This window comes from Sphingobacterium lumbrici (assembly GCF_006476045.1).
Taxonomy (GTDB): Bacteria; Bacteroidota; Bacteroidia; order Sphingobacteriales; family Sphingobacteriaceae; genus Sphingobacterium; species Sphingobacterium lumbrici.
Window position 1 is genome coordinate 44,158 of record NZ_SRZY01000029.1, and the last position, 24,296, is coordinate 68,453.

General features: G+C 38.8%; 18 protein-coding genes. 11 read left to right on the plus strand and 7 right to left on the minus strand.

Going from position 1 to position 24,296, the window contains the following annotated elements; all coding sequences use genetic code 11:
• The first annotated feature begins 54 nt into the window (after nucleotides 1–54).
• Nucleotides 55–246: a cold-shock protein gene (locus E4F24_RS11130; RefSeq protein ID WP_136821091.1), complete on the plus strand. Its 192-nt coding sequence runs from the start codon at nucleotides 55–57 to the stop codon at nucleotides 244–246.
• Nucleotides 247–840: 594 nt separating this feature from the next.
• Here the strand turns inward: E4F24_RS11130 and E4F24_RS11135 are convergent.
• Nucleotides 841–2,325, minus strand: a complete 1,485-nt coding sequence (locus E4F24_RS11135) for an alanine/glycine:cation symporter family protein (protein ID WP_140938772.1) — start codon at nucleotides 2,323–2,325, stop codon at nucleotides 841–843.
• Between the two features lie 147 nt (nucleotides 2,326–2,472).
• Here E4F24_RS11135 and E4F24_RS11140 point away from each other — a divergent pair, with 147 nt between their 5' ends.
• Both E4F24_RS11140 and E4F24_RS11145 read left to right on the plus strand, forming a co-directional pair.
• Nucleotides 2,473–4,104 (plus strand): ABC-F family ATP-binding cassette domain-containing protein, encoded by a 1,632-nt coding sequence (locus E4F24_RS11140; protein ID WP_140938773.1) that lies wholly within the window; start codon nucleotides 2,473–2,475, stop codon nucleotides 4,102–4,104.
• A gap of 393 nt (nucleotides 4,105–4,497) precedes the next feature.
• Entirely contained in the window at nucleotides 4,498–5,712 is a 1,215-nt protein-coding gene (locus tag E4F24_RS11145; protein WP_140938774.1) for an MFS transporter, read from the plus strand.
• Between the two features lie 13 nt (nucleotides 5,713–5,725).
• Here E4F24_RS11145 and recR read toward each other — a convergent pair whose 3' ends face one another.
• Nucleotides 5,726–6,340, minus strand: a complete 615-nt coding sequence (gene recR, locus E4F24_RS11150) for a recombination mediator RecR (protein WP_140938776.1) — start codon at nucleotides 6,338–6,340, stop codon at nucleotides 5,726–5,728.
• Nucleotides 6,341–6,466: 126 nt separating this feature from the next.
• On the opposite strand from recR, the gene E4F24_RS11155 reads away from it, so the two are divergent.
• Nucleotides 6,467–7,171, plus strand: a complete 705-nt coding sequence (locus E4F24_RS11155) for an LOG family protein (RefSeq protein ID WP_140938778.1) — start codon at nucleotides 6,467–6,469, stop codon at nucleotides 7,169–7,171.
• A gap of 188 nt (nucleotides 7,172–7,359) precedes the next feature.
• On the opposite strand, the gene E4F24_RS11160 is transcribed toward E4F24_RS11155, so the two are convergent.
• From E4F24_RS11160 to E4F24_RS11175, 4 genes are all read right to left on the minus strand, one after another.
• A complete protein-coding gene (locus tag E4F24_RS11160) occupies nucleotides 7,360–10,653 on the minus strand; it encodes a TonB-dependent receptor (protein ID WP_140938780.1) in 3,294 nt (1,097 codons plus the stop codon).
• A gap of 215 nt (nucleotides 10,654–10,868) precedes the next feature.
• A complete protein-coding gene (locus E4F24_RS11165; RefSeq protein ID WP_140938783.1) occupies nucleotides 10,869–11,510 on the minus strand; it encodes an MgtC/SapB family protein in 642 nt (213 codons plus the stop codon).
• An 11-nt stretch (nucleotides 11,511–11,521) separates the two neighbouring features.
• Entirely contained in the window at nucleotides 11,522–13,903 is a 2,382-nt protein-coding gene (locus E4F24_RS11170; protein WP_140938785.1) for an endonuclease MutS2, read from the minus strand.
• Between the two features lie 5 nt (nucleotides 13,904–13,908).
• Entirely contained in the window at nucleotides 13,909–14,712 is an 804-nt protein-coding gene (locus tag E4F24_RS11175; protein WP_216629167.1) for a DUF4296 domain-containing protein, read from the minus strand.
• A gap of 195 nt (nucleotides 14,713–14,907) precedes the next feature.
• Between E4F24_RS11175 and E4F24_RS11180 the strand changes: the two genes are divergently transcribed.
• From E4F24_RS11180 to E4F24_RS11210, 7 genes are all read left to right on the plus strand, one after another.
• Nucleotides 14,908–15,597, plus strand: a complete 690-nt coding sequence (locus tag E4F24_RS11180) for a YggS family pyridoxal phosphate-dependent enzyme (RefSeq protein ID WP_140938789.1) — start codon at nucleotides 14,908–14,910, stop codon at nucleotides 15,595–15,597.
• Entirely contained in the window at nucleotides 15,598–16,416 is an 819-nt protein-coding gene (locus E4F24_RS11185; RefSeq protein ID WP_140938791.1) for a DUF3298 and DUF4163 domain-containing protein, read from the plus strand. It begins immediately after the preceding gene.
• A 25-nt stretch (nucleotides 16,417–16,441) separates the two neighbouring features.
• Entirely contained in the window at nucleotides 16,442–17,710 is a 1,269-nt protein-coding gene (locus E4F24_RS11190) for an aspartate kinase (RefSeq protein ID WP_140938793.1), read from the plus strand.
• Nucleotides 17,703–18,887: a THUMP-like domain-containing protein gene (locus E4F24_RS11195; RefSeq protein WP_140938795.1), complete on the plus strand. Its 1,185-nt coding sequence runs from the start codon at nucleotides 17,703–17,705 to the stop codon at nucleotides 18,885–18,887. The genes E4F24_RS11190 and E4F24_RS11195 overlap by 8 nt, the downstream gene beginning before the upstream one ends.
• 143 nt (nucleotides 18,888–19,030) lie before the next feature.
• Nucleotides 19,031–20,011, plus strand: a complete 981-nt coding sequence (sbnA, locus tag E4F24_RS11200) for a 2,3-diaminopropionate biosynthesis protein SbnA (RefSeq protein WP_140938797.1) — start codon at nucleotides 19,031–19,033, stop codon at nucleotides 20,009–20,011.
• Nucleotides 20,008–21,816 carry an FAD/NAD(P)-binding protein gene (locus E4F24_RS11205; protein WP_181182450.1) on the plus strand — a complete coding sequence of 603 codons (1,809 nt, stop codon included), beginning with the start codon at nucleotides 20,008–20,010 and terminating at the stop codon, nucleotides 21,814–21,816. Before sbnA ends, E4F24_RS11205 begins: the two co-directional genes overlap by 4 nt.
• On the plus strand, nucleotides 21,800–23,206 hold the full coding sequence (locus tag E4F24_RS11210) for a type III PLP-dependent enzyme domain-containing protein (protein WP_140938801.1): 1,407 nt from the start codon (nucleotides 21,800–21,802) through the stop codon (nucleotides 23,204–23,206). The genes E4F24_RS11205 and E4F24_RS11210 overlap by 17 nt, the downstream gene beginning before the upstream one ends.
• A gap of 6 nt (nucleotides 23,207–23,212) precedes the next feature.
• Here the strand turns inward: E4F24_RS11210 and E4F24_RS11215 are convergent, their stop codons facing one another.
• Nucleotides 23,213–24,292 (minus strand): acyl-CoA dehydrogenase family protein, encoded by a 1,080-nt coding sequence (locus E4F24_RS11215; protein WP_140938803.1) that lies wholly within the window; start codon nucleotides 24,290–24,292, stop codon nucleotides 23,213–23,215.
• Nucleotides 24,293–24,296 lie beyond the last annotated feature (4 nt).

Sequence of the window (24,296 nt, forward strand, 5' to 3'; positions counted from 1 at the left end):
AGTGTATTACAAATAATTATCCCTATCCTTGTGATAATACTAATAAAAAAAATAATGAATACAGGAACTGTAAAGTTTTTTAATGAAACTAAAGGATTTGGTTTTATTACTCCAGAAAATGGTGGCGCTGATGTGTTTGTACACACTTCAGGATTAAAAAACCAAGTTAGAGAAGGTGATACCGTAACTTACGAAGTTGAGCGTACTCCTAAAGGTCTAAATGCTATTAATGTGAAATTGAGCTAATCGAATTTATATTTAATACTAAAAGCAACGGCTACCTAAATAGGTGGCCGTTGCTATTTAGTGCATTTTGATATCCCACACCTTCCCTCCTTTCAACACATCACATCCAATAACAATCAACAACTAGTTAAAGATCTGATTTTAACATTAAACTTAATTTAGTCTTAATGAGTCTGTCAAAGCAAATCTTTAGAATATTGTCTTTATTTTTATACGTAATACTCGTCCGATTTTCTAAAAGCAATATGCTTTTGCTAACCTTAAACTATTCTTTAAAGAAATAAAATATTTTTAAAATAAAAATAATCATAAAATTCACTACAAAAGAGAAGCTTTTTTATTTAAGGCACGTCATTTGTGCAGGTGTTAACTTAAAACAAACTAAAACTAACACGTAAAAGAATTATGAGAAGAACACCTTACACCACTTTTCTCGTCTTGCTAGTCATAACCTTTGTTCTGATTTTTGCAACGACATGTGCGGGGGCATTTTAAAGATTTCATATCGCGCACCTATTATCAATCACACTATTTTTTTAACAGAACCAATTACTGACAATATAGCTATTAATATTGTCAGTATATTGGTTTTTATTATTTGCGGTTTTCCCAAAAATCAGCATTCTTTATCCCCAACTCCTTCGGGTTAAAATCCGGGTTCATTATCCCCTTCTTACGCTTCGTTGTATAATCATTCCACACTTTAATTGCGGTTTTACTCATTAGCAGTATAGCAATTAAATTGACCCATGCCATCAGTCCGACGCCGATATCCCCAAGATCCCATGCCAGATTTGCACTTCTAACGGTGCCAAAATAAGTTGCTGATAAAAATAAAATACGAAGTGTCCAAATAAAAAATTTGGCACGTGTACCTCTAAATATATATGCAACATTTGTCTCCGCATAATAATAATAAGCCATAATAGTTGTAAAGGCAAAGAAAAACAGTGCTAAAGCCACAAATTGATTTCCGATAGCCGGAAAGTGATGTGATACGGCAGCCTGCGTAAATCCATCTGGATTTATGCCAGGAATATTGTCAACGATATAAGCCGTTGCATTCCCTGCGGTATCAAATGTCTCACCTACATTATACATCCCTGTAAACAAAATCATCAATGCAGTCGCGGTACATACGAATAATGTATCCACATATACGGAAAAGGCTTGAACCAATCCTTGCTGAGCCGGATGCTTTACTGCTGCCGCTGCTGCCGCGTGAGGTGCGGTACCTTGGCCAGCTTCATTGGAATATATACCTCTTTTCACTCCCCAGGCAATAGCCATCCCGATAACGCCCCCAAATGTTGCATCTATACTAAACGCAGCGTTAAAGATCAGTTTAAAAACAGCCGGAACTTGCGTAATATTAAGGGCAATAATTACAATAGCCATCAATATATAAGCCCCTGCCATAAAAGGCACAATAAATTCTGATGCTTGTCCCAAACGCTTTACGCCCCCTATGATAATTACAGACAGCAATATGACAATTCCGAGGCCTACCCAACTTAAGGTAAATTCAATATTTCCAATTTCAAAAACTGGATTTGTAAAATTAAATGCATTAGACAATGTACTGCTTACTGCGTTACTCTGTACACCAGGCAACAATAATCCTGTACTGATAATTGTTACTACTGCAAAAAGAACCGCATACCATTTCACACCCAACCCCTTTTCAATATAGTAAGCAGGCCCACCTCTAAATTCCCCGCCATCTTTCTGCTTATACACCTGAGCTAGTGCTGCCTCTACATAAGCAGACGCAGATCCAAAAAACGCAATGGTCCACATCCAAAACACGGCTCCTGGCCCTCCCATAAAAATTGCAGTGGCTACACCTACGATATTCCCCGTTCCTACCCTTCCGGAAATTGCTAAAGCAAATGCCTGGAAGGAAGAAATCCCTTTGTCGGATTCTTTTTTAGCGAAAAGCAGCCTCAGCATATCCCGTAAATAGGTAACCTGTAAAAACCTCGTGCGTATAGAAAAATATACGCCTGTGAATAAGCATAGAAAGATAAAAACATCACTCCATACCAAATTTGAAATCGATTTAACAATATTTTCCATCGTGTTGGCTATATCAAGTATAATTTTATAATTACTGTAAAGAAACTATTTTTTTAACAGAAATCACAAATAATAATTAGACGATCTAATCAAGCAAACGATTTAATATCGTTCCATAATTTAGAGAATAAACCCTATCTTTGCGGCATGATTAATGTGTCTAATTTATCGCTTCGCTTTGGCAAACGTGTGCTATTCGAAGACGTAAACTTAAAATTTACTACGGGAAATTGTTATGGTATCATCGGCGCAAACGGAGCCGGAAAATCGACATTCCTAAAAATTATATCCGGCGAAGTAGATCCAAGTACGGGATCGGTTGCCTTCACTCCCGGCGAACGCATGTCGGTGCTGAACCAAAATCACTATCAATTCGATGAATTTCCTGTTATTGAAACAGTAATGATGGGAAATCAAGAATTGTATAAGGTAATGAAAGAAAAAGACGCGATCTACATGAAAGAGGACTTCTCTGATGCAGATGGCGAGCGTGCCGGAGAACTAGAGAGCTTATTTGCCGAAATGGATGGATGGAACGCTGAAAGTAATGCCGCTACCCTTTTGAGTAACTTAGGAATTAAAGAGGATCTTCATTACAAATTAGTAAAGGAACTGGACGGTAACGAAAAAGTTCGTGTTTTACTAGCGCAGGCTTTGTTTGGAAAACCAGATATCTTAATTCTGGATGAGCCAACCAATGATCTAGACATTAACACAATTGCTTGGTTAGAAGATTTCTTAGCCAGCTATGAGGCTATTGTGCTAGTTGTATCCCATGATCGTCACTTCCTGGATGCTGTATGTACACATATCGTAGATATTGACTTCAGCAAAATGTCGATCTACTCGGGTAACTACACATTCTGGTACGAGTCTTCTCAATTAGCACTAAAACAACGTACCGATCAGAATAAGAAAATGGAGGATAAGGTCAAGGAACTGCAAGAGTTTATCCGTCGTTTTTCGGCCAACGCTTCTAAATCAAAACAAGCCACCTCACGTAAAAAAGCGTTAGATAAAATCAACATTGATGAAATCAAACCATCTAATCGGAAGTATCCGGCGATCATGTTCAATACGATGGATCGTGAGCCGGGAGATCAAATTTTACAAGTACAGGGTTTAAGCAAATCCATAAATGGTGAAGTCTATTTCAAAGACATCAGCTTTATGATTAATAAAGGAGATAAAATTGCTGTTCTCGCAGAAAATTCACTTGTTACTTCCGCTTTTTACGATATACTTGCCGGTCGTGACCAAGATTACAAAGGAGAATTCAAATGGGGGATAACCATTACTCCGGCCGATATGCCAATCGAAAATGCAAGCTTTTTTGATGGTAAAACAGACAATTTAATTGATTGGCTACGCGACTATACTGTGAAACCAGATTCTGATGAACAATTTATTAGGGGTTTTTTGGGTAAAATGTTATTTTCGGGTGAAGAGGTGCTAAAGAAATGCTCCGTACTGTCCGGAGGTGAAAAAATGCGTTGTATGTTCTCCAGAATGATGTTACAAGGAGCAAACTTCTTACTATTTGACGAACCTACCAATCACTTGGATTTAGAATCGATCACTGCATTAAACAATGGAATGAAAGACTTTAAAGGATCTATGTTATTCACATCTCGTGACCATGAATTAACAGAAACGGTGGCAAACCGTATTATCGAATTAACACCAAATGGTATTATTGACAAGTTAATGAGCTATGATGAATATATCAATTCGGACGTAGTAAAAACACAACGCGAAGAATTATATGCAAAAAAATAGATTTTAGCCTTATCTAATTCATATAATACAATTATAGTAGCCCTGCTGACAATATCAGCAGGGCTACAGTGCTATACATATCCGTGTATTTAATAATTACACGATATCTTCCAAAATGGATCGACAAATCTTAGCGTAAAAGATATTATAAATTGCTATCTTCGCAATCTTTTAAATTTATTTGCGGACGGAACTTCAGGATTACACATTAAATATTGTCATCCTGGAGGATCTCTCAACTGCATAGTTTTTTAGATCGTTATTCATTCGTGTTTATATTAAATTGCATAGAATGATTGCTTCGCAATTCCTATCGTAAGGATGACAAAAAATGCTAGCTTAACGATATGAACCACAGGCAGGCAACCGATCAATGAGTTAAAATCAACTAGGATGAAAACAATTATTCAGTTATATATAAAATCTTACCAAGGCCTATCCCCCGCTGCCTGGTTACTGGCATTAGTCATGTTAATCAACCGTACCGGATCCATGGTAATTCCTTTTTTAGGGATTTATATGTCCTCTGAATTAAATTTCAGTAAAACTCAGGTGGGATTAGTTTTAGGTTGTTTTGGCTTGGGATCAGTATGTGGATCATGGTTGGGAGGCTGGCTAACGGATCGTTTTGGCAATTTCAAGGTACAGACCTGGAGTTTAATCCTCACCATCCCCTTATTTCTGATCACGCCTCAGTTCCGAACATTCGAAAGTTTGGCACTGATGATATTTATACTAACATTAGTCGCCGATATCTTCAGACCGGCTAACTCAGTATCTGTCGCTAAATATGCCAAACCTGAAAATATAACAAAAGCATACTCGTTAAATCGTATGGCTGTAAATTTGGGATTCTCTATAGGCCCTGCTTTAGGCGGCTTTTTAGCTACCATTTCTTACGATTGGATATTTTACGGAAATGCGATAGCCGCTGGTGGTGCTGCCCTCGTTTTTATCTATTTTTTTAAGGATAAGAAAGGTAATAATAAAATTGAGCAATCGGTTAGAACAGAAATACCACACGACAAACCTGCTAAAAATGCGTACACCGATAGCTTATTTATATTATTCAATATCCTCTGCTGTCTTTTTTCAATGGCTTTTTTTCAGCTATTAAGTACTTTACCGCTATTCTATAAAGATGCTTATGCCATGAACGAAAGCCAAATCGGACTTATTCTAGGTTTTAGCGGTTTCGTTATTGTATTGTTTGAAATGGTGTTAGTCCATCTCGTAGAGCACCGTTTTACCGTAAAACAAATCATGTTCTGGGGAACAGCCATAGCTGGTTTCTCGTACTGGATGTTGAATTTGGATTTTGGAATCATCTGGCTCTACCTCGCGATGTTCTTCCTATCCGTTGGTGAAATGTTGACTTTACCATTTACTGCTACTATCGCGATACAACGGGCTTCGTTACAAAATCAAGGAGCTTATATGGGGTTCAATTCTCTGGCATTTGCAGCAGCGAATATTGTATCCCCCTTTCTAGGCACATTTACGGCAGAACATTTTGGTTATAATACACTATGGACTATCACCGGGATTATTCTTTTATGTACCAGTTTCGGATTCATCTGGGTCATTTCAAAAATGAAGAGCGAGTAAAAGATCTTATTCCTTAGCCCACATTTCTTTCATACGGCACTCGCGTAGCAATAGATCTACCCAATGTAATTTCATCCACGTACTCCAATTCACCGCCAAACGCAATACCTCGTGCAATTGTACTTACCTGGACATTGAATTCCTTCAGTTTGCGATACAGATAGAATATCGTTGTATCCCCCTCCATCGTAGCACTCAAGGCTAAAATAACCTCGCTAATCTCCCCATTTCTTAGTCTCTCAATCAACCCTTCTATCTTAAGATCGGCAGGCCCTATCCCATCCATTGGAGAAATCAGTCCGCCAAGCACATGATACACCCCCTGGTATTGATTTGTATTTTCAATAGCCATCACATCACGTGTATCTTCTACCACACATATTGTTGATTTATCCCGCTTTAACGACTGGCATATCTCACATATAGCTTCATCTGATACATTGAAACAAGTGCTACAATATTTAATATTTTCTTTAAGATTATTTAGAGACTTCGTAAAGCGGGATACCTCGGTATCCGATTGCTTTAGCAAATGCAAAACCAATCGCAATGCTGTCTTCCTTCCAATCCCTGGCAGCCTACCAAACTCATCAACAGCTTGCTCTAATAATTTCGACGAGAAATTCATGCTGTAAAAGTAAAAAGTAAATACTCAAAAATCAAAAGTAAAAAGTAAAAAGAGCACCTTTATTCTTCACTTTCAACAGTTCGCTAAAATTTATTATATTGTGAACATAACATTACTTTACAAAGAATGGCTAAAGAAAATAAAATAAGGAATTCATTTGCCAATAAAACTTGGCAAGAAATAAAAGTAAAAGACTCTTGGCAGATTTTCAAAATCATGTCAGAGTTTGTTGATGGGTTTGAAAAGTTGGCTAAAATAGGTCCTTGTGTATCGATATTTGGGTCCGCACGTACGGCAGACGAAAATAAATATTACGAAATGACAGTAGAGATAGCCCGATTACTAGCAGAAAAGGGATACGGTGTCATTTCGGGTGGCGGTCCGGGGATTATGGAAGCTGCCAATAAAGGTGCATATAATGCCGGAGGGAAATCAGTAGGCTTGAACATAGATTTACCCTTCGAACAATTTCACAATAAATACATTGACCGCGACAAATTATTGGAATTCAATTATTTCTTCGTCCGTAAAGTCATGTTCATGAAGTACTCACAGGGATATATTGTTATGCCTGGCGGCTTTGGTACGATGGACGAATTATTTGAGGCCATTACATTGATTCAAACCGGAAAGATTGCACGGTTTCCGATTGTATTAGTTGGCACAGCATATTGGAGTGGATTAATCGCTTGGATTAAAAACACTATGCTTACCGAAAAGAATATCAGCGAAGAAGATCTAAATCTTTATCGTTTAGTAGATACTGCTGAAGATGCAGTAGAACATATCTTCCGCTTCTACGATAAATATTTGTTGAAGCCAAATTTTTAATGACAGAGAGGGAATTATTCTGCACCTAAAACTCCATCGCAAGAAATATTAGAGAAACATGGCAGTCCGATCATCGATCGGGAACCGGGTAGATTACGGTAATCTAATGCTAAAAAAAGAGGCTGTATCATTGATAAAATGATCAGCCTCTTTTGGTATTAAATTTATTTAAGAATTGATCCAAATTTTTAGTTGAAACTGAATTTTAGACCAAATTGCATATAATATGTTGATGAAATCGTCTCGGTGGGTCGTTGTAATTCACGGACGATATCGCCGTTAGCATAACCCATGCGGAATGTTGGAACAGTGGATCCATTAGGATCAATACTCGAAGTATTAGCTGGTGTTAACAATATGTTATTGTTGATTTTGTAAATACCCCAGGAAGAGTTAAACAAGTTTCCGATATTAAACACATCCCAGAAGAATTCTAATGAGTTATTTCCACCAGTAATATTGCTAACTATTTGCTGAGATAATCTGAAATCAAATTGATGTCTCCAAGGAGCAATCGCACCATTTCTCTCCGCATATTTTCCTTTTCTGGATCTCAGGTAATCATCTCCTTCAATTAGAGCGAAAAATGCATCTGATTGCTCCTGTGCTGTAAATGCCTGATTACCGTAGTTACTGTTTCCTCCAGCAATAGGAAGGAAAGTGATTTCACTTGGATCATACGGAACGTAGATCAAATCGTTTGATTGACCGTCACGGTTGAAATCCGATCCGTAAGTGTATGAATATCTACCCATAGAACTGCCCGAGTAGAATAAGGTCATTGACGTTTTAAGGTTTCTAATCCAATTATTACTATAACCAACCACACCTGTTAATCGGTGAGGTAGAATATTAGACGTATAACTCAATTCTGGATTATTAGAATTACCATTGGATTGGGGAGGGATCGACCATAAATTTTGAATTTGGTCACCAGCACCGTCTCCATAATTTTTCGCTCCACTGCCAGTATAAGCTATCATTCCATTAAATCCACTTTCAAAGTTCTTTTGCAGTTGTAATGTAACCGAATAATAATGGCCTCCCTTAGCATTAGTCATTTGCGTCGGAATAAAAGCACTGCCACTAGGAACGATTTGTCCCCCAGAGTTAATGTTGTAGATATATTTATCAGCATTAGCATTCGGGTAGATAAAACGATGATCTCCATAACCTGATATATTCATCGCGGTTGGCTCTACAAGATTTACATTTTTAGCAACCACTGCATTGATATCTTGATTATAGATACCTTCAACTGTTCCGATAACTCCCCATGGCAATGTATAATCTACCGCTAAACTAGATTTCCACGTGGACGGGAATTTTAAATTAGCATCCATAGCAGATACGTTTGCTGGTAAAAAGGTACCTGCTTCTGGTAATGTAGCTGGATAATTAGCTCTGATATCGGGACTAAAGCTTGGCATATTCGGATCGCCTGCTGCGTAAGTTACTGTACTTTGTAACATGCCCGCGTCACTAGATTGAGCAACAATCCAAACAAATGGTATCCGACCTGTGAAGACACCTGTACCACCACGTACCATTAATGAACGATTCCCAAGCAGATCATAGTTAAATCCAAAACGAGGAGATACCAATAAACGAGCTTTCGGCATTGCTCCGGTGTTAAGTTGCAAACCGTTAGCAAAGGTTAGATCCGCAATCATCGGGTGTGTTTGCATTTCGGAAACATCAGGATATGTAGGCAGTTCTAAACGTAGCCCACCTGTTAATTTCAACTTAGAATTTACCGTATACTCATCCTGCAGGTAGAACGAATACTGGTTGAATTTGAAGCCGGGAAAAGCTTGTGATCCATCGGCTGTTAATGGAAAAGTTAATGCGTAATTAACTGGTTTAGCATCACCTGTAAAGTCTTCCCACGAATTAAACATATAATATCCCGCTCCAAAGCGTTGAAAGCCATTTACAGTTCTACTTGTTTCGAACTGTAAACCTCCAGTAAAATAATGATTATCTAAGGTGTAGTTAACATCGTAATTAGCTATCCAGGTTTTTACAGAACGCAAATTCCCGTAAGTAAACGGATCTGTACCAAAACTCGTTAAAACATTTCCATCTGCGCCAAAAATACCATCACGTATATCTACCAAAGGAAATACCTGACCGTCAAAACTTCTTGGTTCATCCTGATTCACATAAGAAGCACGTAATGATTGATATACATTTCCTATTTTACCTGTGTATTCTAATGTTCCAGAATAAAGATTTGTTTCCTGAAAGTAGTTTGAATTGCCAAAATGCAGAGCGTTTGAACCAGTCCTGTTAGTTGGATACGTCCCTGTATTAATATTGGACCCGGAGATCGAACTACTTAGAAAAGAAGGAGATTTACCTTGTACTTGGTTATATCTAAAATTAATTTTGTGATTTTCGGCAATATTCCAATCAAAACGAGCAAATAACTTATCGTTATTACTTTTACTAGAATAACCTTGGTAAGCACCCGGATCATAGCCATACGTATTTCTCAGATAGTTTGCAACGGAAGTCATAAAATCCGCTGTAGGTCGCGCGATATCACCTGTTGCGATACCATCCAATGACGCGACTTTTGTAGGTCCAGGCTCTGTTGTCTTATTTTGTTCTAAATTGACAAAGAAGAATAACTTATTTTTAACGATAGGTCCCCCCATACTAAATCCGTATTGCTTAACAGATAAATCGTTAATAGAGGTACTAACATCGTTTACACGAGTTCCCTGTTGCTGGTCAGAGCGACCTGTATAAAAAGCAGATCCGAAAAATTCATTTCTGCCAGAGCGCGTAACTGCATTGATCGCCGCGCCTGTAAATCCAGACTGTCTCACATCAAAGGGAGTAACATTTACCGAAATCTGCTCGATTGCATCGATTGATATCGGAGATCCATTTGCAGGAATATTCTGTCCAATTCCGAATTGATTGTTAAAATTAGCACCATCTACCGTAAAGTTGTTTGCACGATAGTTACCCCCTCCAATAGCGGTTCCGTTGGCTTGTGGAGTTAAACGTGTTAAATCGTTAACACTTCTTGTAATGGAAGGAAGGTTATCAATTTGCTGACGACCTACAACAGTAGAAGCGCCATTTTTTTCACTCTTCAATCTACGCCCCGTCACCGTGACCTCATCTAACGCAGTGGTGGTATCACCGAAAATTGGATTTAAAACAAATGGCTGTCCTAACTGTAAATATACATCTTCATATACAATGAGCTCCTGACCTACATAGGTAACTTCAATACGGTAAGGACCACCTACACGCATATTTGCTAAATTAAAACGACCCGCTACATTCGCCGAACCTGAATAGGTTGTTCCTGAAGGTAAGTGGGTCGCTTTAATCGTCGCTCCTGCTGTCGCATGACCAGTGGATTGGGTAACCACCCCCGTCATACTACTTGTTGTCACTTGAGCCTGAATCCTAACATAGCTGGCAAGAATCAAAGCGAAAAAAAGTAAAAGTTTTTTCATATTTCTTTTTAGATAGTTATATCAAGCACAAAATTAAGAAGAGATTTTTCAATATTACCCACTTGATATAGACTTAATATATACTTCACAAGTATTTAATCTCATTATTTTGACAGAGATCCTACTTACTTTCCAAAAACAAACAAAACACTTACACTTTTATCAGTTAAAACGTGATAAAATTTTACCATTATGAATTATGGAAAAGGTTTTTTTTAAAGATTACGAAAATGCGCTACATAATCTAACGCCACTATTTCTTCGCTCGCTCTACGGATGTTCTTCCGATTACCTGTTACTTCATATACAACGGTTAGATGTCCGTCATTCTTCTCGATCCCCTTACGGTTTAATTTCACACTATGCCTCGACATGAATTTTTCAAATTCATCCAAGTAGTCTATTTTGATATCTCTAAATGTCACATGTATTGTCCTCAGGTGGTAGATATTGGCCATATACAGTTCCAATTTTTGGAACAGTGAGAGAATAATAACCATACAAATAGTCAGCGCTATGCCAAATTGGAACTCGCCAAACCCAACAATCATTCCTATAGAAGCCATGGTCCATATCACCGCTGCCGTGGTTAATCCCTGCACACTGAACTTGCCTTGATAAATAACACCTGCTCCTAAAAAGCCTATCCCCGTAATGATATTAGCCGCTATCCGATCATCCGAAATATTACCCATTCTAGAGAGCAAGGTAAAAATCGTTGATCCAAAACAGATTAAGATCACTGTTCTGAAACCGGCAGATTTATTTTTAAATTCACGCTCAAACCCGATTATACTCCCGCAGAGAATAGAAATTAAAATAGCTTGGGTATTGTCATTGAATGTCCAGTCAAACATATCTGTTAATTTTAATTAATATACGCATAGGTAATTCCATCTCCTCCCCGATCAGCATGTTCATCTTCAAATCTATTCACATGGGTATACTTTCGCAAATAATCCCGAATAAACTTGCGCAATATACCATCGCCTTTTCCATGCACTATTTTTAGCGTTGGATACCCTATCATCACCGCACGATCCAACACCAATTCTATCTTGTGCAATGCGTCTTCCGTACGCATACCACGTACATCGACCTCCGGTTGAAAATCAGCTACCGAATCCGTAGAAAGGTTACTCTGCCGCTTTATAGCTTTCGACTTTTCCTTACCTCGCAATTTGGTAATACGATTCTTTTTCACTACCGTACGAAGTTCACCTAAAGCAATTATCAAGCTACTGCCTTTTGTGATTTCCAGAATCTCTCCCTCTGAACCTGAATCGTCAATCCGCACCCAATCCCCTATTTGCAGTTCTGAGTTTTCAACGTTCACAGGTTTAGGTTTACTAACTTTTTGAATTAAATCCGACGCATGTTTATCCAATTCTTGATTTAATTTGGATCGTATCTGTTTCGTTTTATCTTTCTCTGCCTGAGCCGATTTTATTTCAGAAATTGTATTCTCCACCAGCTTATTGGCATCCTTCAAAATAGATTTTGCTTCCTCTTTCGCTTTACGGATTATCTCTTTTTTATTCTCCTCCATATAGGCCTGCAATGACTCATATTTAGCCTTTAACTCCTCCAGTTCCTTTTCCCTCCGGTTTACAGCCTTTTTGGTGTCGTATATTTCCTGTTTATCCCGCTCTAGGTCTACCAAAAGGGTATCCACTTTCTTTTGCTGAACACCGATCTTCTGTTTTGCAGATTGGAGAATTTCCTTGGGTAAACCAATTTTTTGGGCAATCTCAAACGCATACGAACTTCCGGGTTTGCCCGTCTGGAGAATATACAGTGGTTTCATCTGTTGATTATCAAAGAGCATAGACGCATTTTCCAACCCTTCAGCATGACTTGCAAACAATTTTAGATTCGAGTAGTGCGTCGTGATTACCCCTCTTACCCCCTTTTTATTCAATTGTTCCAGCACAGCTTCTGCTATCGGCCCGCCAAATTGCGGATCCGTACCTGTACCGAATTCATCTATGAGCACTAATGTCCGTACATTTGCGAAGGTCGCAAAGTGCTTCATTTTTGAAAGATGTGCGCTATAGGTACTCAAATCACTCTCAATAGATTGATCATCGCCGATATCCGCAAAAATTTGTTTAAATATGCCTATTGACGTAGTTTCATCTGCGGGAATTAAAAGACCGGACTGCAGCATCAACTGCAATAGCCCGACCGTCTTCATACAGACAGACTTTCCTCCTGCATTAGGCCCGGAGACGAGAATAATGCGATCCGTACCATCAATTTTAATATTCAAAGGTACTACCGGATGTTGATTATCTTTTTTAGCGTTTAAAAACAACAAGGGGTGTCTGGCATTGACTAAATTGATATCTGCCCCTTTCGAAAGAAGAGGCATCACCGCGTCAATATCTATTGCAAATAACGCCTTAGCTCGTACAAAATCTAACTTGGTAAGCAGACCGTGGTAAGACATTAAGAGCGGTACATGTGGGCGCAGTTCACTTGTCAGATCGGTCAGGATACGGATCACTTCCCGCCGCCTCTCAAACTCCAAATCCCTAACCTTATTATTCAAGTGAAATACTTCTTCAGGCTCAATATAAGCAGTTTGACCGGTTGCTGACTCATCATGAATTAACCCCTTTACCTTCCGCTTATTTTCTGCAAGAATAGGAATACACAATCGGCCATCCCGTATCGTCAACCCACTATCGGCAGTCCATCCATTACTCTGTGCCTGTTTAAAAACAGTATCCAAACGTTTACGCGCTTCTTGCTCACTTTTCAAAATTTGCTGACTTAAATCTAGGAGTAAACGTGAGGCATTGTCTTTCATCTTCCCCCGATCATCCAATACCATTTCGATTGATCGTACGATTGATTTTTCAATCGGGAGATGTTCAAACAACAATTCGAGATGAGCATATTGACCTTCACGTTCATTGAAGTATCGGATAATGGCGTACACCGTACGAAGTGAGAGTAACATTTTGTACAATTCTTCTTCGAACAGAAAACTACCCTCTATCTTCGCCTTCTCTGCTAATGGCTTAATCGGATAAATATGATCTACAGGCAAAGGCGCATCGTGCTGCAAGATATTCTTAAATTCTTGAGTCTGACGTAAGAAGCGATCTATTTGATCTATTTTTACTTGAGGTTGAATTTTTTCAACCATCAATTTTCCGGCTTCACTCAGACATTTTTCTTTTATTAAATTCCGAATATCTGTGAAGCCTAACTTATCTGTCACATTTTGAGGATAAATCATACTTCTTACAATATTTTGGGCCGTTGCAAAGGCTTCAGCCTATGTGGAATATAACGCGGAACATTTCGACTGGTATCCGACCAAGGTTGTAGTGTCTCCAGATGCATTTCAACTGGCAACGTATCTACCGGAGATTGTTTAACGGGTTGATCTCTATTAAGCCGATCGTCATTAATCGGCGATATTGTATCAGTAAACGGTGTTTGAGGTACGGTCACAACCGGTGGTAAGATATGAACGCCATATACCTGGATACCGACACCAGAACGGGTATAAAACACCCTTGCAGATTCAATATATGTCATTTTGGTCGTATCCAATACCACATTGGAAATGAGGTTTCTCATATCATCCGCATTTTTTCGCAAGCGGTATACCCTATTGATACTATCCTGCAGATACGCATTACGCAACGAATCCTTGACCATAATCTCTTTATTATATCCTTCAAGTATTTCCTTCACACCAACATATAGTTTTTCCGTCAAATTGGGGTTCCCCATGTAGTGAGTAAGGTTATCAGCAAAAGTAGTCGAATCCAGGCCATATTTTTTGAAAATATCCTCATACAATACAGGTAAGACTTTCACCGCACTATCTTTGTTCAACGTAGAAAGATAACCGTCTATCAAATGCACCTCTGTCATCAGTTTGGTCATTTTCCGTTCAGACAATCTATTGTCAGCCCTCTTGTTGCAAGAAACAGCTAAAAGAAGCATCATAGCTAACGGCAACGCCAACAACCATGAAAATGGCACGAAGGTTCTTGAAGACAATTTAAAACATACTCTTTCTGAAAACACCTTCATAACTCTAGGTAATGCCAACAACCACGACAACCTCATGAAGGTTCTTGAAGACCATTGAACACAAACACTCCCTGAAAAAAACGAAGATATTATAACAAATAATAAGCGTTTCATTTTGTAAATTTGTACAAAAATACAAAAAGGCATTGTAATCATTGCTTTTAGATAGATCATTCCCAAAATATTATTGTATACATGAGCATCACGACGAATATAGAAGAAATACAACAAGAATTGGCTCCGCTAAGTGTGACATTGGTTGCTGTTTCCAAAACAAAATCCAACGAAGATATACTAGAAGCCTACAACACCGGACAGCGAATATTTGGAGAAAACATGGTCCAAGAGCTTGTAGATAAATACGAAGCACTTCCAAAAGACATCAACTGGCATTTATTAGGTCATCTTCAGACCAATAAAGTAAAATACATAGCACCATTCATTTCATTAATTCACTCCGTGGATTCCTTCAAGTTATTAAAGGAAATCAACAAACATGCAGCGAAAAACAATCGTATAATTGATTGTCTTTTACAGGTATTCATCGCAGAGGAGGAAACCAAATATGGGTTTGACCATGCTGAATTGATTGAAATGTTTCAGGAAGAGGAGTTTACCGAACTTAAAAATGTGCGCATTAGAGGTTTGATGGGTATTGCGACAAATACCGATAAAGAAAAAGAAATCAAGGAAGAGTTTTATGAATTAAAAATGCTTTTTGATGGTGTAAAACTGAGCTACTATCGTAAAGAGGATACGTTCGATACACTTTCGATGGGCATGTCGTCGGATTATAAGTTAGCAATAGAACGAGGTAGTAACATGGTACGGCTAGGGAGCACCATATTCGGGAAGCGTGTCGTTAAACATTTTAAAACAGTATAGATGGTCATTCCGTGGATGTATAAACTCATCTATATATTTTTAGTTTTTTTTATCTGGTCTTGTGGTATCGAGAATAACGACAAATCAGCTAAAAATAAACTGCCCTTTTCGGAAGACACCTTGCAATATAACTATTTATATTTCAGAGAGATCAGCCACTATTTCACCCTCAGAAATGACACCATCGATACGGCATTTTATTCCATCAAGTATCCTCAATTTAGTATTAACAAGTACAATGACATATTAAGATCCTATATACTTATTGAAGGAGAAAACAATGCTCAAGAGGCAGCGGGTAGCTTTATTATGGGGTACAATGAATTTGTAGAAGATGAAGCTACCATACAACATCACTTTGCCTGGTATCGCAAAATTGAGTGTTTGATAACGATGAATACACCATTATTTTTTTCCATGAAAAATAAACTCTCGGAATATACTGGAGGAGCACATGGAAATAATTACGTATTTTGGTCCAATTTTGATATTTTGAAAGCCGAAAAAATTGAGCTGAATGATATTTTGGCAAAGAATAAACAAGAAGAATTAACTAAAATTGCGGAACGGTATTTTCGAGAGGCAGATTCCATCCAAGATACCACATCATTGGACAGCTCCTATTTCTTTGAAGATGGCAAATTTAAACTCAATGACAATTTTGGTTTCACAGACAATCATCTTGTCTTCTATTACAACGAATATGAAATCAAGCCCTATTCGGAAGGTACAACGGAAATCCGTATTCCTTATCAAAAAATACACGGCTTATTAAACATTCGAGGCAAGCAGTATATCGAAAGTATTAAGAAAAATTAAAAAAACATATTATATTTAAGAATTAATGCAAGTATTCAAGTTTGGAGGCGCATCAGTGAAAGATGCAGAAAGCATAAAAAATGTAGCTGCTATCATTTCAAAATACAAAGATCAAGAGCTTCTTGTAGTCGTATCTGCAATCGGAAAAACGACCGACAAACTGGTGGAAGTAACTAAAAACTATGTGAACCAAACCGGAAATGCCTTTGTTCATCTCAATACCGTTAAACACGATCATTTCAATATATTAAAGCAATTATTCGAAACAGAGAATCACCCTATATTCGATGAAATTGCAAATTGTTTTGTTGAAGTGGAATGGATTTTGGAAGAAGAGCCCCAAGATTCTTTTGACTATCTATTTGACCAAATTGTTTCACTGGGTGAAATTCTTTCCTCTAAGGTATTAGCAGCCTACTGCCAGTTGAGCGACATCAGTACAAGATGGGTAGACGCACGCGATTATATCCTAACCGACAATACCTATACAGAGGCAAACGTAGATTGGGAAAAAACAGAGGATAAAATCCGCAGAGATATTCCATTTATATTAGATGAGCATGTCATTATTACACAAGGTTTTATTGGCTCCACATCGGAGAATTTCACGACAACATTAGGTCGAGAGGGTTCGGATTATTCAGCAGCCATCTTTGCGTCCTGTTTGAATGTAGAAGATATTACCATCTGGAAAGATGTTCCAGGAGTACTTAATGCAGATCCGAAATGGTTTGACCAAACTGAATTAATCCCCGAATTATCCTATACTGATGCGATCGAATTGACGTACTATGGCGCAACGGTAATCCATCCGAAAACAATAAAACCATTACAGAATAAAAAAATCACATTAAATGTACGTTCTTTTATTAATCCTGAAAAAAATGGAACGAAGATCCGTACAACTAATCAAACTTTACCGATACCTTCTTTTATTTTCAAGGTCAATCAGGTATTCATCAACATTCAGCCCCGCGATTTTTCTTTCATCGTTGAAGATAATTTAAGTCATATTTTTAGCTTATTCCATCAAAGCCGTATCAAAATAAATATGATGCATAACAGTGCAATCAGCTTTTCAGTGAGCATAGATGATACCGGCGAAAATGTATTGAAATTATTGGAAGATCTCGAAAAACGCTATAAAGTAAGCGTAGCTTCGGGGCTAGAATTGATAACAATTCGCTATTACAATCAACAAACTTTAGATAGAGTATTAGTAAATAAGGAAATAATTCGCGAACTTAAAGACAGCTATACCTGCCAATTGCTAGTGAAAAATATAGATGAATAAACGCATTTTAGATAAGGATATACAGCAGTTCATCAAAGAAAACAGAGAGAAATCACCTTCTGCTATTGCTTTGAAGAAAAGTCCTTTTCCGGATGTGAGTTCTTCAGAATTAGCCGCTCAGATTGATGGTTGGCAGCGTAGCGTTCGTAAATTGCCGACATGGGCTTTTTCCTCCCCTATTTATTATCCGGATAAGATCAATCTTGAACAATGTTCTTCTGAACATACTGCACTAGTAAAACAAACCCTAATAGCAAAAGGTACACGCGTTGTCGATATTACGGGCGGATTCGGAGTGGATAGCTGTTACATGGCGCAGGAAGCCCAAGTCGTCATTCATTGTGAACTCAATGAAAACCTATCCGAAATTGTAAAGCAGAATGCGATAGAGCTTGGTGTTCCAAACCTGATATGCATTGCGACAGACGGTGTAGCGTATATAAACCAACAGAAAGATGACACACTGGATTATATTTTCATCGATCCTTCCCGTCGGGTAAACCACGCAAAAGTTTTTTTATTAGAAGATTGTGAACCTAATATTGTGGGGCTACAAGATCTATTCTTTCAAAAATCCTATACCATTATCAGCAAACTATCCCCTTTAATGGACATATCGGCTGCCCTACAAAAATTACGGCATATTAAGCGGGTATATGTAATTAGTGTAGATGGAGATTGTAAAGAACTATTATTCGTACAAGAGCGGAATTATGAAGGAGAAGCGGTTATTTCGGCAATACGCATTTTTCAAGATCAGTTGCAGAGCCATTCATTTACGATGCAGGAAGAAAAAGTAACATTAATTCGTACCTCCGATCCCCTACACTATTTGTACGACCCAGATGTATCCGTTACCAAAGCCGGCGCATTCAAAACCATAGCCAAACGCTTCGATCTATACAAATTACATCAACACACACATTTATATACTGCCAACGACAGGAAAGATCATTTTCCCGGACGTATATTCGAAGTCCAACAGGTATATTCTCTCTCCGATTTCAAGAAAGAAAATAAAATCTATCAAGCAAATGTTGCTATAAAGAATTTCCCGGTCAAAGTAGTCGATATCCGCAAAAAATTTAAAATAAAAGACGGAGGTAAAGATTTCCTCTACTTTACAACGGATATGACAGGTAATCATATTGTTATTCATGCACGCAGAGCACAATAAAAGACAAAACCAGTCTTTATACATTCTATTCATATATTTAAAACACATTTTAAAGCATACGTACATACGCTTTAAGGTCTGACTAAACAGCCCAAACAAAATACATTTGATTATTGTTATTAAGTAGCATTAGCACTTTATATATGATCAAAAATCAGACGAAGGAAGGGATACTATCCCTTATTGGAAATACGCCTTTAGTGCATCTGGAAAACATCTTTGCAGAATACAATTTTGAGTTTTATGGTAAAATGGAAATGCAAAACCCGGGAGGAAGTATCAAAGATAGAACGTCTTATCGAATTATTACGCATGCATTCCAAGAGGGAAAAATAGGAAGTGACACCGTTATTATTGAGTCTACCTCTGGCAATATGGGAATCGGTCTGGCACAGATATGTTTATTTTTTGGTCTGAAATTAATACTCGTTGTTGACCCTCATATCAATCCACAAGCAGCCAGACTATTAAAAACATACGGTGCCGAATTCGTCACCGTCACCGAACATGATGGTAAAGGAGGTTATCTGAATACACGATTGAAAAAAGTCCAAGAATTATTAGCAAAGTATCCGGACTCTTTTAACCCCAATCAGTATCATAATCACGACAATCCCCTGGCTCATCGACATACCGTCAATGAAATTTACCAGTCCCTGGGTTATTTCCCCGACTATATACTCATTCCCACTAGCACCTGCGGCACACTGATGGGCTTCGCTAAAGAACTCCATCGTCAGAAGGCAAAAACCAGAGTTATAGCAGTCGATGCTGTCGGGTCGGTTATTTTTGACGACGATCCGCAGTTACGCCGTATTCCGGGCATAGGATCCAGCCAACATTCCAATTTTTTAGATCAGAATTTAATTGACCAAGTAATACACATCCACGATGAGGAATGTATTACGGGATGCCATGAGCTTCTGCAAAAAGAAAGTATTTTAGCGGGAGGCTCGTCCGGAGCTGTAATCTCCGCTATTGAAAAGATAGCAAACAAAATTGAGCGAAAGGCCTCTGTAGTCGGTATATTCGCCGATAGAGGCGAAAGGTATTTGGATACCATCTACAATAAGGAATGGATCAGCCGACATTTTCCGAATACCGTAAAAATAAAAAATGTATGATTTGGCAATCCAAACATATTACACAACACGGGTTAAAATCCAAAAAAATCATATTGGATCAAACCATCGAAATTAAGTACCTAAGCCCATCACCTGAAACAGAATATATCGCTATAATAGGTGGTGGTCCAAAAGGATTTTATGCCTTAGAAAGGCTTGTAACAGAACTAAAAGATGCCAAAAACGCTACAAATCTGGAGATTCATATTTTTAATACCAATTCCTTTTTTGCCTGTGGCCAAAACTATCACCCCGATCAACCCGACTACTTACTCATCAACTATGCGATCGGTAATATCGATGCGTGGGAAGCACCGCAGGCACTTCAAATCGTACCGCAGCGATTAAATTTAACAGAGTGGATCAAGCACCATAGACATCCGCACTGTCCGGAAGTCAATCCCAGGGACTTTGCCTCCAGAGAATTGGTTGGCTATTATTTAATGGACTGCTTTCAACATGTCCTGCAGGCTGTTCCGAAAAATGTTTCGATCCGTCTCATCAGCACGCAAGTCGAAGACATTAGAGAGTCGACCTCTACCTATATATTATATGCCCACGACCAACGATTACCTTTTGCATACGAATCTACCCTCCTAGTTACAGGAAATAGTTACCACAATTTCGATTTGGAAAACACACAGCAGTATACCCATATCACCCATTTCAATTCCGCCTACCCTATCCGACACCTGGATCTTATACCTGATCAGGCAGACGTCGCAATACAGGGATACGGACTTACTTTTACGGACGTTGCCCTACACCTTACCGAAGGCCGTGGCGGAAGATTCGAATATCAGCACAATGAACTGATCTATATTCCATCAGGAAGAGAACCTATACTTTATCCCTATTCCCGTAGCAATTTAATGATGATACCACGGAGCGGAATGCTACCCGAAGAAAAATATGAACTGCTATTTTTCACAGACCATTATATAGACAGCGTACAAATGCGCAACCGAGAAAATAAGATATCCTTTAAGAAAGATATCGTACCGATCCTAAAGAAAGAAATTCAATATGCCTACAACAGACTGGCGTGTGAGGATGATAGCCTAACGGAATTGGAAGTAATCGACAAACTTTTCTTTCCCAACAAAGATCTCGATAGTCAGCAGCTTGAGAACTACCATCAGTACATGCTGGAAATCACACAATATATCCAGGACGAAGCTGCAAAAGGAATTTCGAAAAGCCCATTCATGCTTGCAGTACACGCCTGCAGGGCATGTCTGCTTCAAATGGCAAAAGTGTACAACTTCTGTGGCTTGGATGGAAAATCGCACAAATATTTTGACAGAAAATGGTCTGGTAACATGAATAGGCTAAGTTTCGGACCTCCAACCGAGAATAGCAAGAAGATCCATGCATTGCTGAAAGCGGGGTACATACAAGCCAAGTACGGCAAGCTACCGGCGTTCCGGTTCAATTCCAATGGTCTGGAACTCTTCAATGATTATTACACCAAGACATTTCAATACCATATTGACGGCCGGATTGCCAAACCGAATTTAGCAGCGGCTAATCACCATCTGTACGGCAATCTGTTTAAAAGTGGAATGGTACAAGAGCTCATCAACGATGCATATCACACCGGATCAATAGCGATCCATCCCGATGGAACGCTAATCGGAAAAGAAAATTCAATGCTATATGTCTATGGTACGCCTACCGAAGGTAATGTGCTGGATAATGACACCCTTTCCCGAAAATCATATAATTTCGGAAATATCTGGGCGCATAAGACCGCTAGTTTAGTAACCACGAAGCACAAGAAAGAATATGAGTACAGCCTATAAGCATACACCTTTAACCCCTATAATAGTACCATGGGTGAATGAGATCATACGCAATAAACAATTAATACAAGAGGCGATAGAACAGCATCACTCCCCTATTAATATTCATCATCTGCGCAGTTTTGAAGAAAATATAACAGCCTTTAAAGCCGTATTTCAAAAATACGAACTCAAACACCAGGTATTTTTTGCACGCAAAGCGAATAAAGCTATTTCCTTTGTAAAATCCGCTAAAGAAATAGGTGCCGGAGTAGATACCGCAAGTTTTCGCGAACTAGATCAGGCGTTAAAAGAAGGTATCCCGCCCCACCATATCGTACTCACGGCAGCCGTTAAGAACAACAGGCTTATTGAATTAGCCATTAAAAATCAAATCCCTATCACGATAGATAATATAGATGAATGCAATCTCATTCATGAGATCTGTGAGGAACTCGATACGCAAACTCCTATCATAGTCCGAGTAAGCGGATTTGATTTTATGGGTCAAAAAATGCCGAGCAGATTCGGATTTGATATCGATCTGGCAAAGGAATTAATCAGTCAGACTTTGCCTTCGAGATACCCCCGATTCAACTATCTCGGTCTTCATTTTCATTTGAACGGCTATTCCATTCCGCAGCGTGGAGAAGCGTTATTGCAATGCATCGCATTAAGCGACCTCCTGCGTGCTCAACGTATTGAAACGCAGATCATCGATATTGGTGGCGGGTATCTGATCAATTACTTATCCTCCCGACAAGAATGGGACTCCTTTTTAGCAGAACTAAAATCGGCTGTGCTGTATCAACGTACCCCCATTACGTACGACCGGGATCCGCTGGGAATGACTATTTTGGACGGCCGTATTTACGGAGAACCTGCTGTATACCCCTATTACAATGAAGTGAATAAAGCTCAATTTCTGGAAGAGATCTTAATCTATAAAAATAAAGACGGGGTTCCTATCCATGAACTTATTCACGATCGTGAAATCGAACTTCGAATAGAACCCGGTCGCAGTACGCTCGACCAAGCCGGTATTACCGTTGCAAAGGTAGCTTTTCGAAAACCGGACACCAATGGCGAACTGTTGATTGGATTGGAAATGAACCGTACACAATTACGGAGTTCAAGTGCAGATTTCTTATTGGATCCCATTCACCTTCCGACAACAGAAGGCAGTGAGGAGGAATATTATGGATATTTAGTTGGGGCTTACTGCTTAGAACAGGAATTTATCCTGAAACGGAAGATCAAATTTAACACCTTTCCTCAAATCGGGGATCTCATTGTATTTGTCAATACTGCTGGTTATATGATGCATTTTTACGAATCTGAAGCACATCTCTTTGAACTAGCGAAAAACCTGATTTACAACCAAGACTTACAACAACTTATTGAAGATTAGCAAAAGTTAATCTTCAATATTGAGCAAGCTATGTTGGCTGGCTGTAAATAGATTTCGAAACACGATATTTAATTCATTTTCACGCTGCGCGGCATGAATCCCCGCCATTGGATACAATTCTACCACACTGCATTTTATCTCCTTTACGATAGTATATGCCTGTAAATGAATTTTTTGAAAGATAGTATCATTAGAGGGCTGTCCGACCTTAAAATTTTCCCAGGATGCTGCGCTATATTCATATATTGTCTGTATTTCCTGTTCTAAATATGTCCTTTTACGGTCTACGAGCTTAAAGCGGTCCTTAGCATACTTATCTGCCCAGGCCTCATTTTTTGATTTTTCAAAAAAGTATTTTTCTACTAAATCCAAAAATCTACGGTACATACCCATGTAATTTGCCAATAACGTAATCTCCGCAAAAGGCAAAAAAGGATAGGCAAACAAAGGGCTGGATGAAAAACGATGCTCGGGAGAGATGGTAAAGGAGTTTGATGGAGAAACCGATAATTTATCGATGGAAAAGCTATGGCTAGCTGTACATTCGAGCCCCATGGTATCCCAGTCGTAGTGGATCAATACATTATCCCGATCCACAAAGAACGAACGCACAACAGGATTACGCTCTTCATCAAGCAATGGTACACCATTTTTATGAATAAAACAATTCAAGGTAAAATGGGTAAGATGCGGTGCGCCAGTAGCATATTGCCATTGTCCACTTATTTCATACAGCCCATCCACGAGATTAGCTACTCCACCTACCCTTCCGCTGCCGCCCCAGCATACCTTCCGCTGCGAAAATATAGCTTTGGCGCTATCCGGTTGCAGGTAACCGGCAAACATATTCGCTCCGGAACACAGTGTAACCGTCCATCCTAGTCCTCCATCCAGATAAGCCAATTCTTCCAGCAACGTAAAACCTTCGGTGAGACTGAGCTCTAATCCACCGTAATTGCGCGGCACCCATATATTAAACCAATTCTGTTCATATATCATTTCCAACTGCTCAGCGACTAATCTTTTATGTTGTATGGACTGCGCTTGATAATCTTGTATCAGCGCCTTGTTTTTAGCGGATATCATAGCA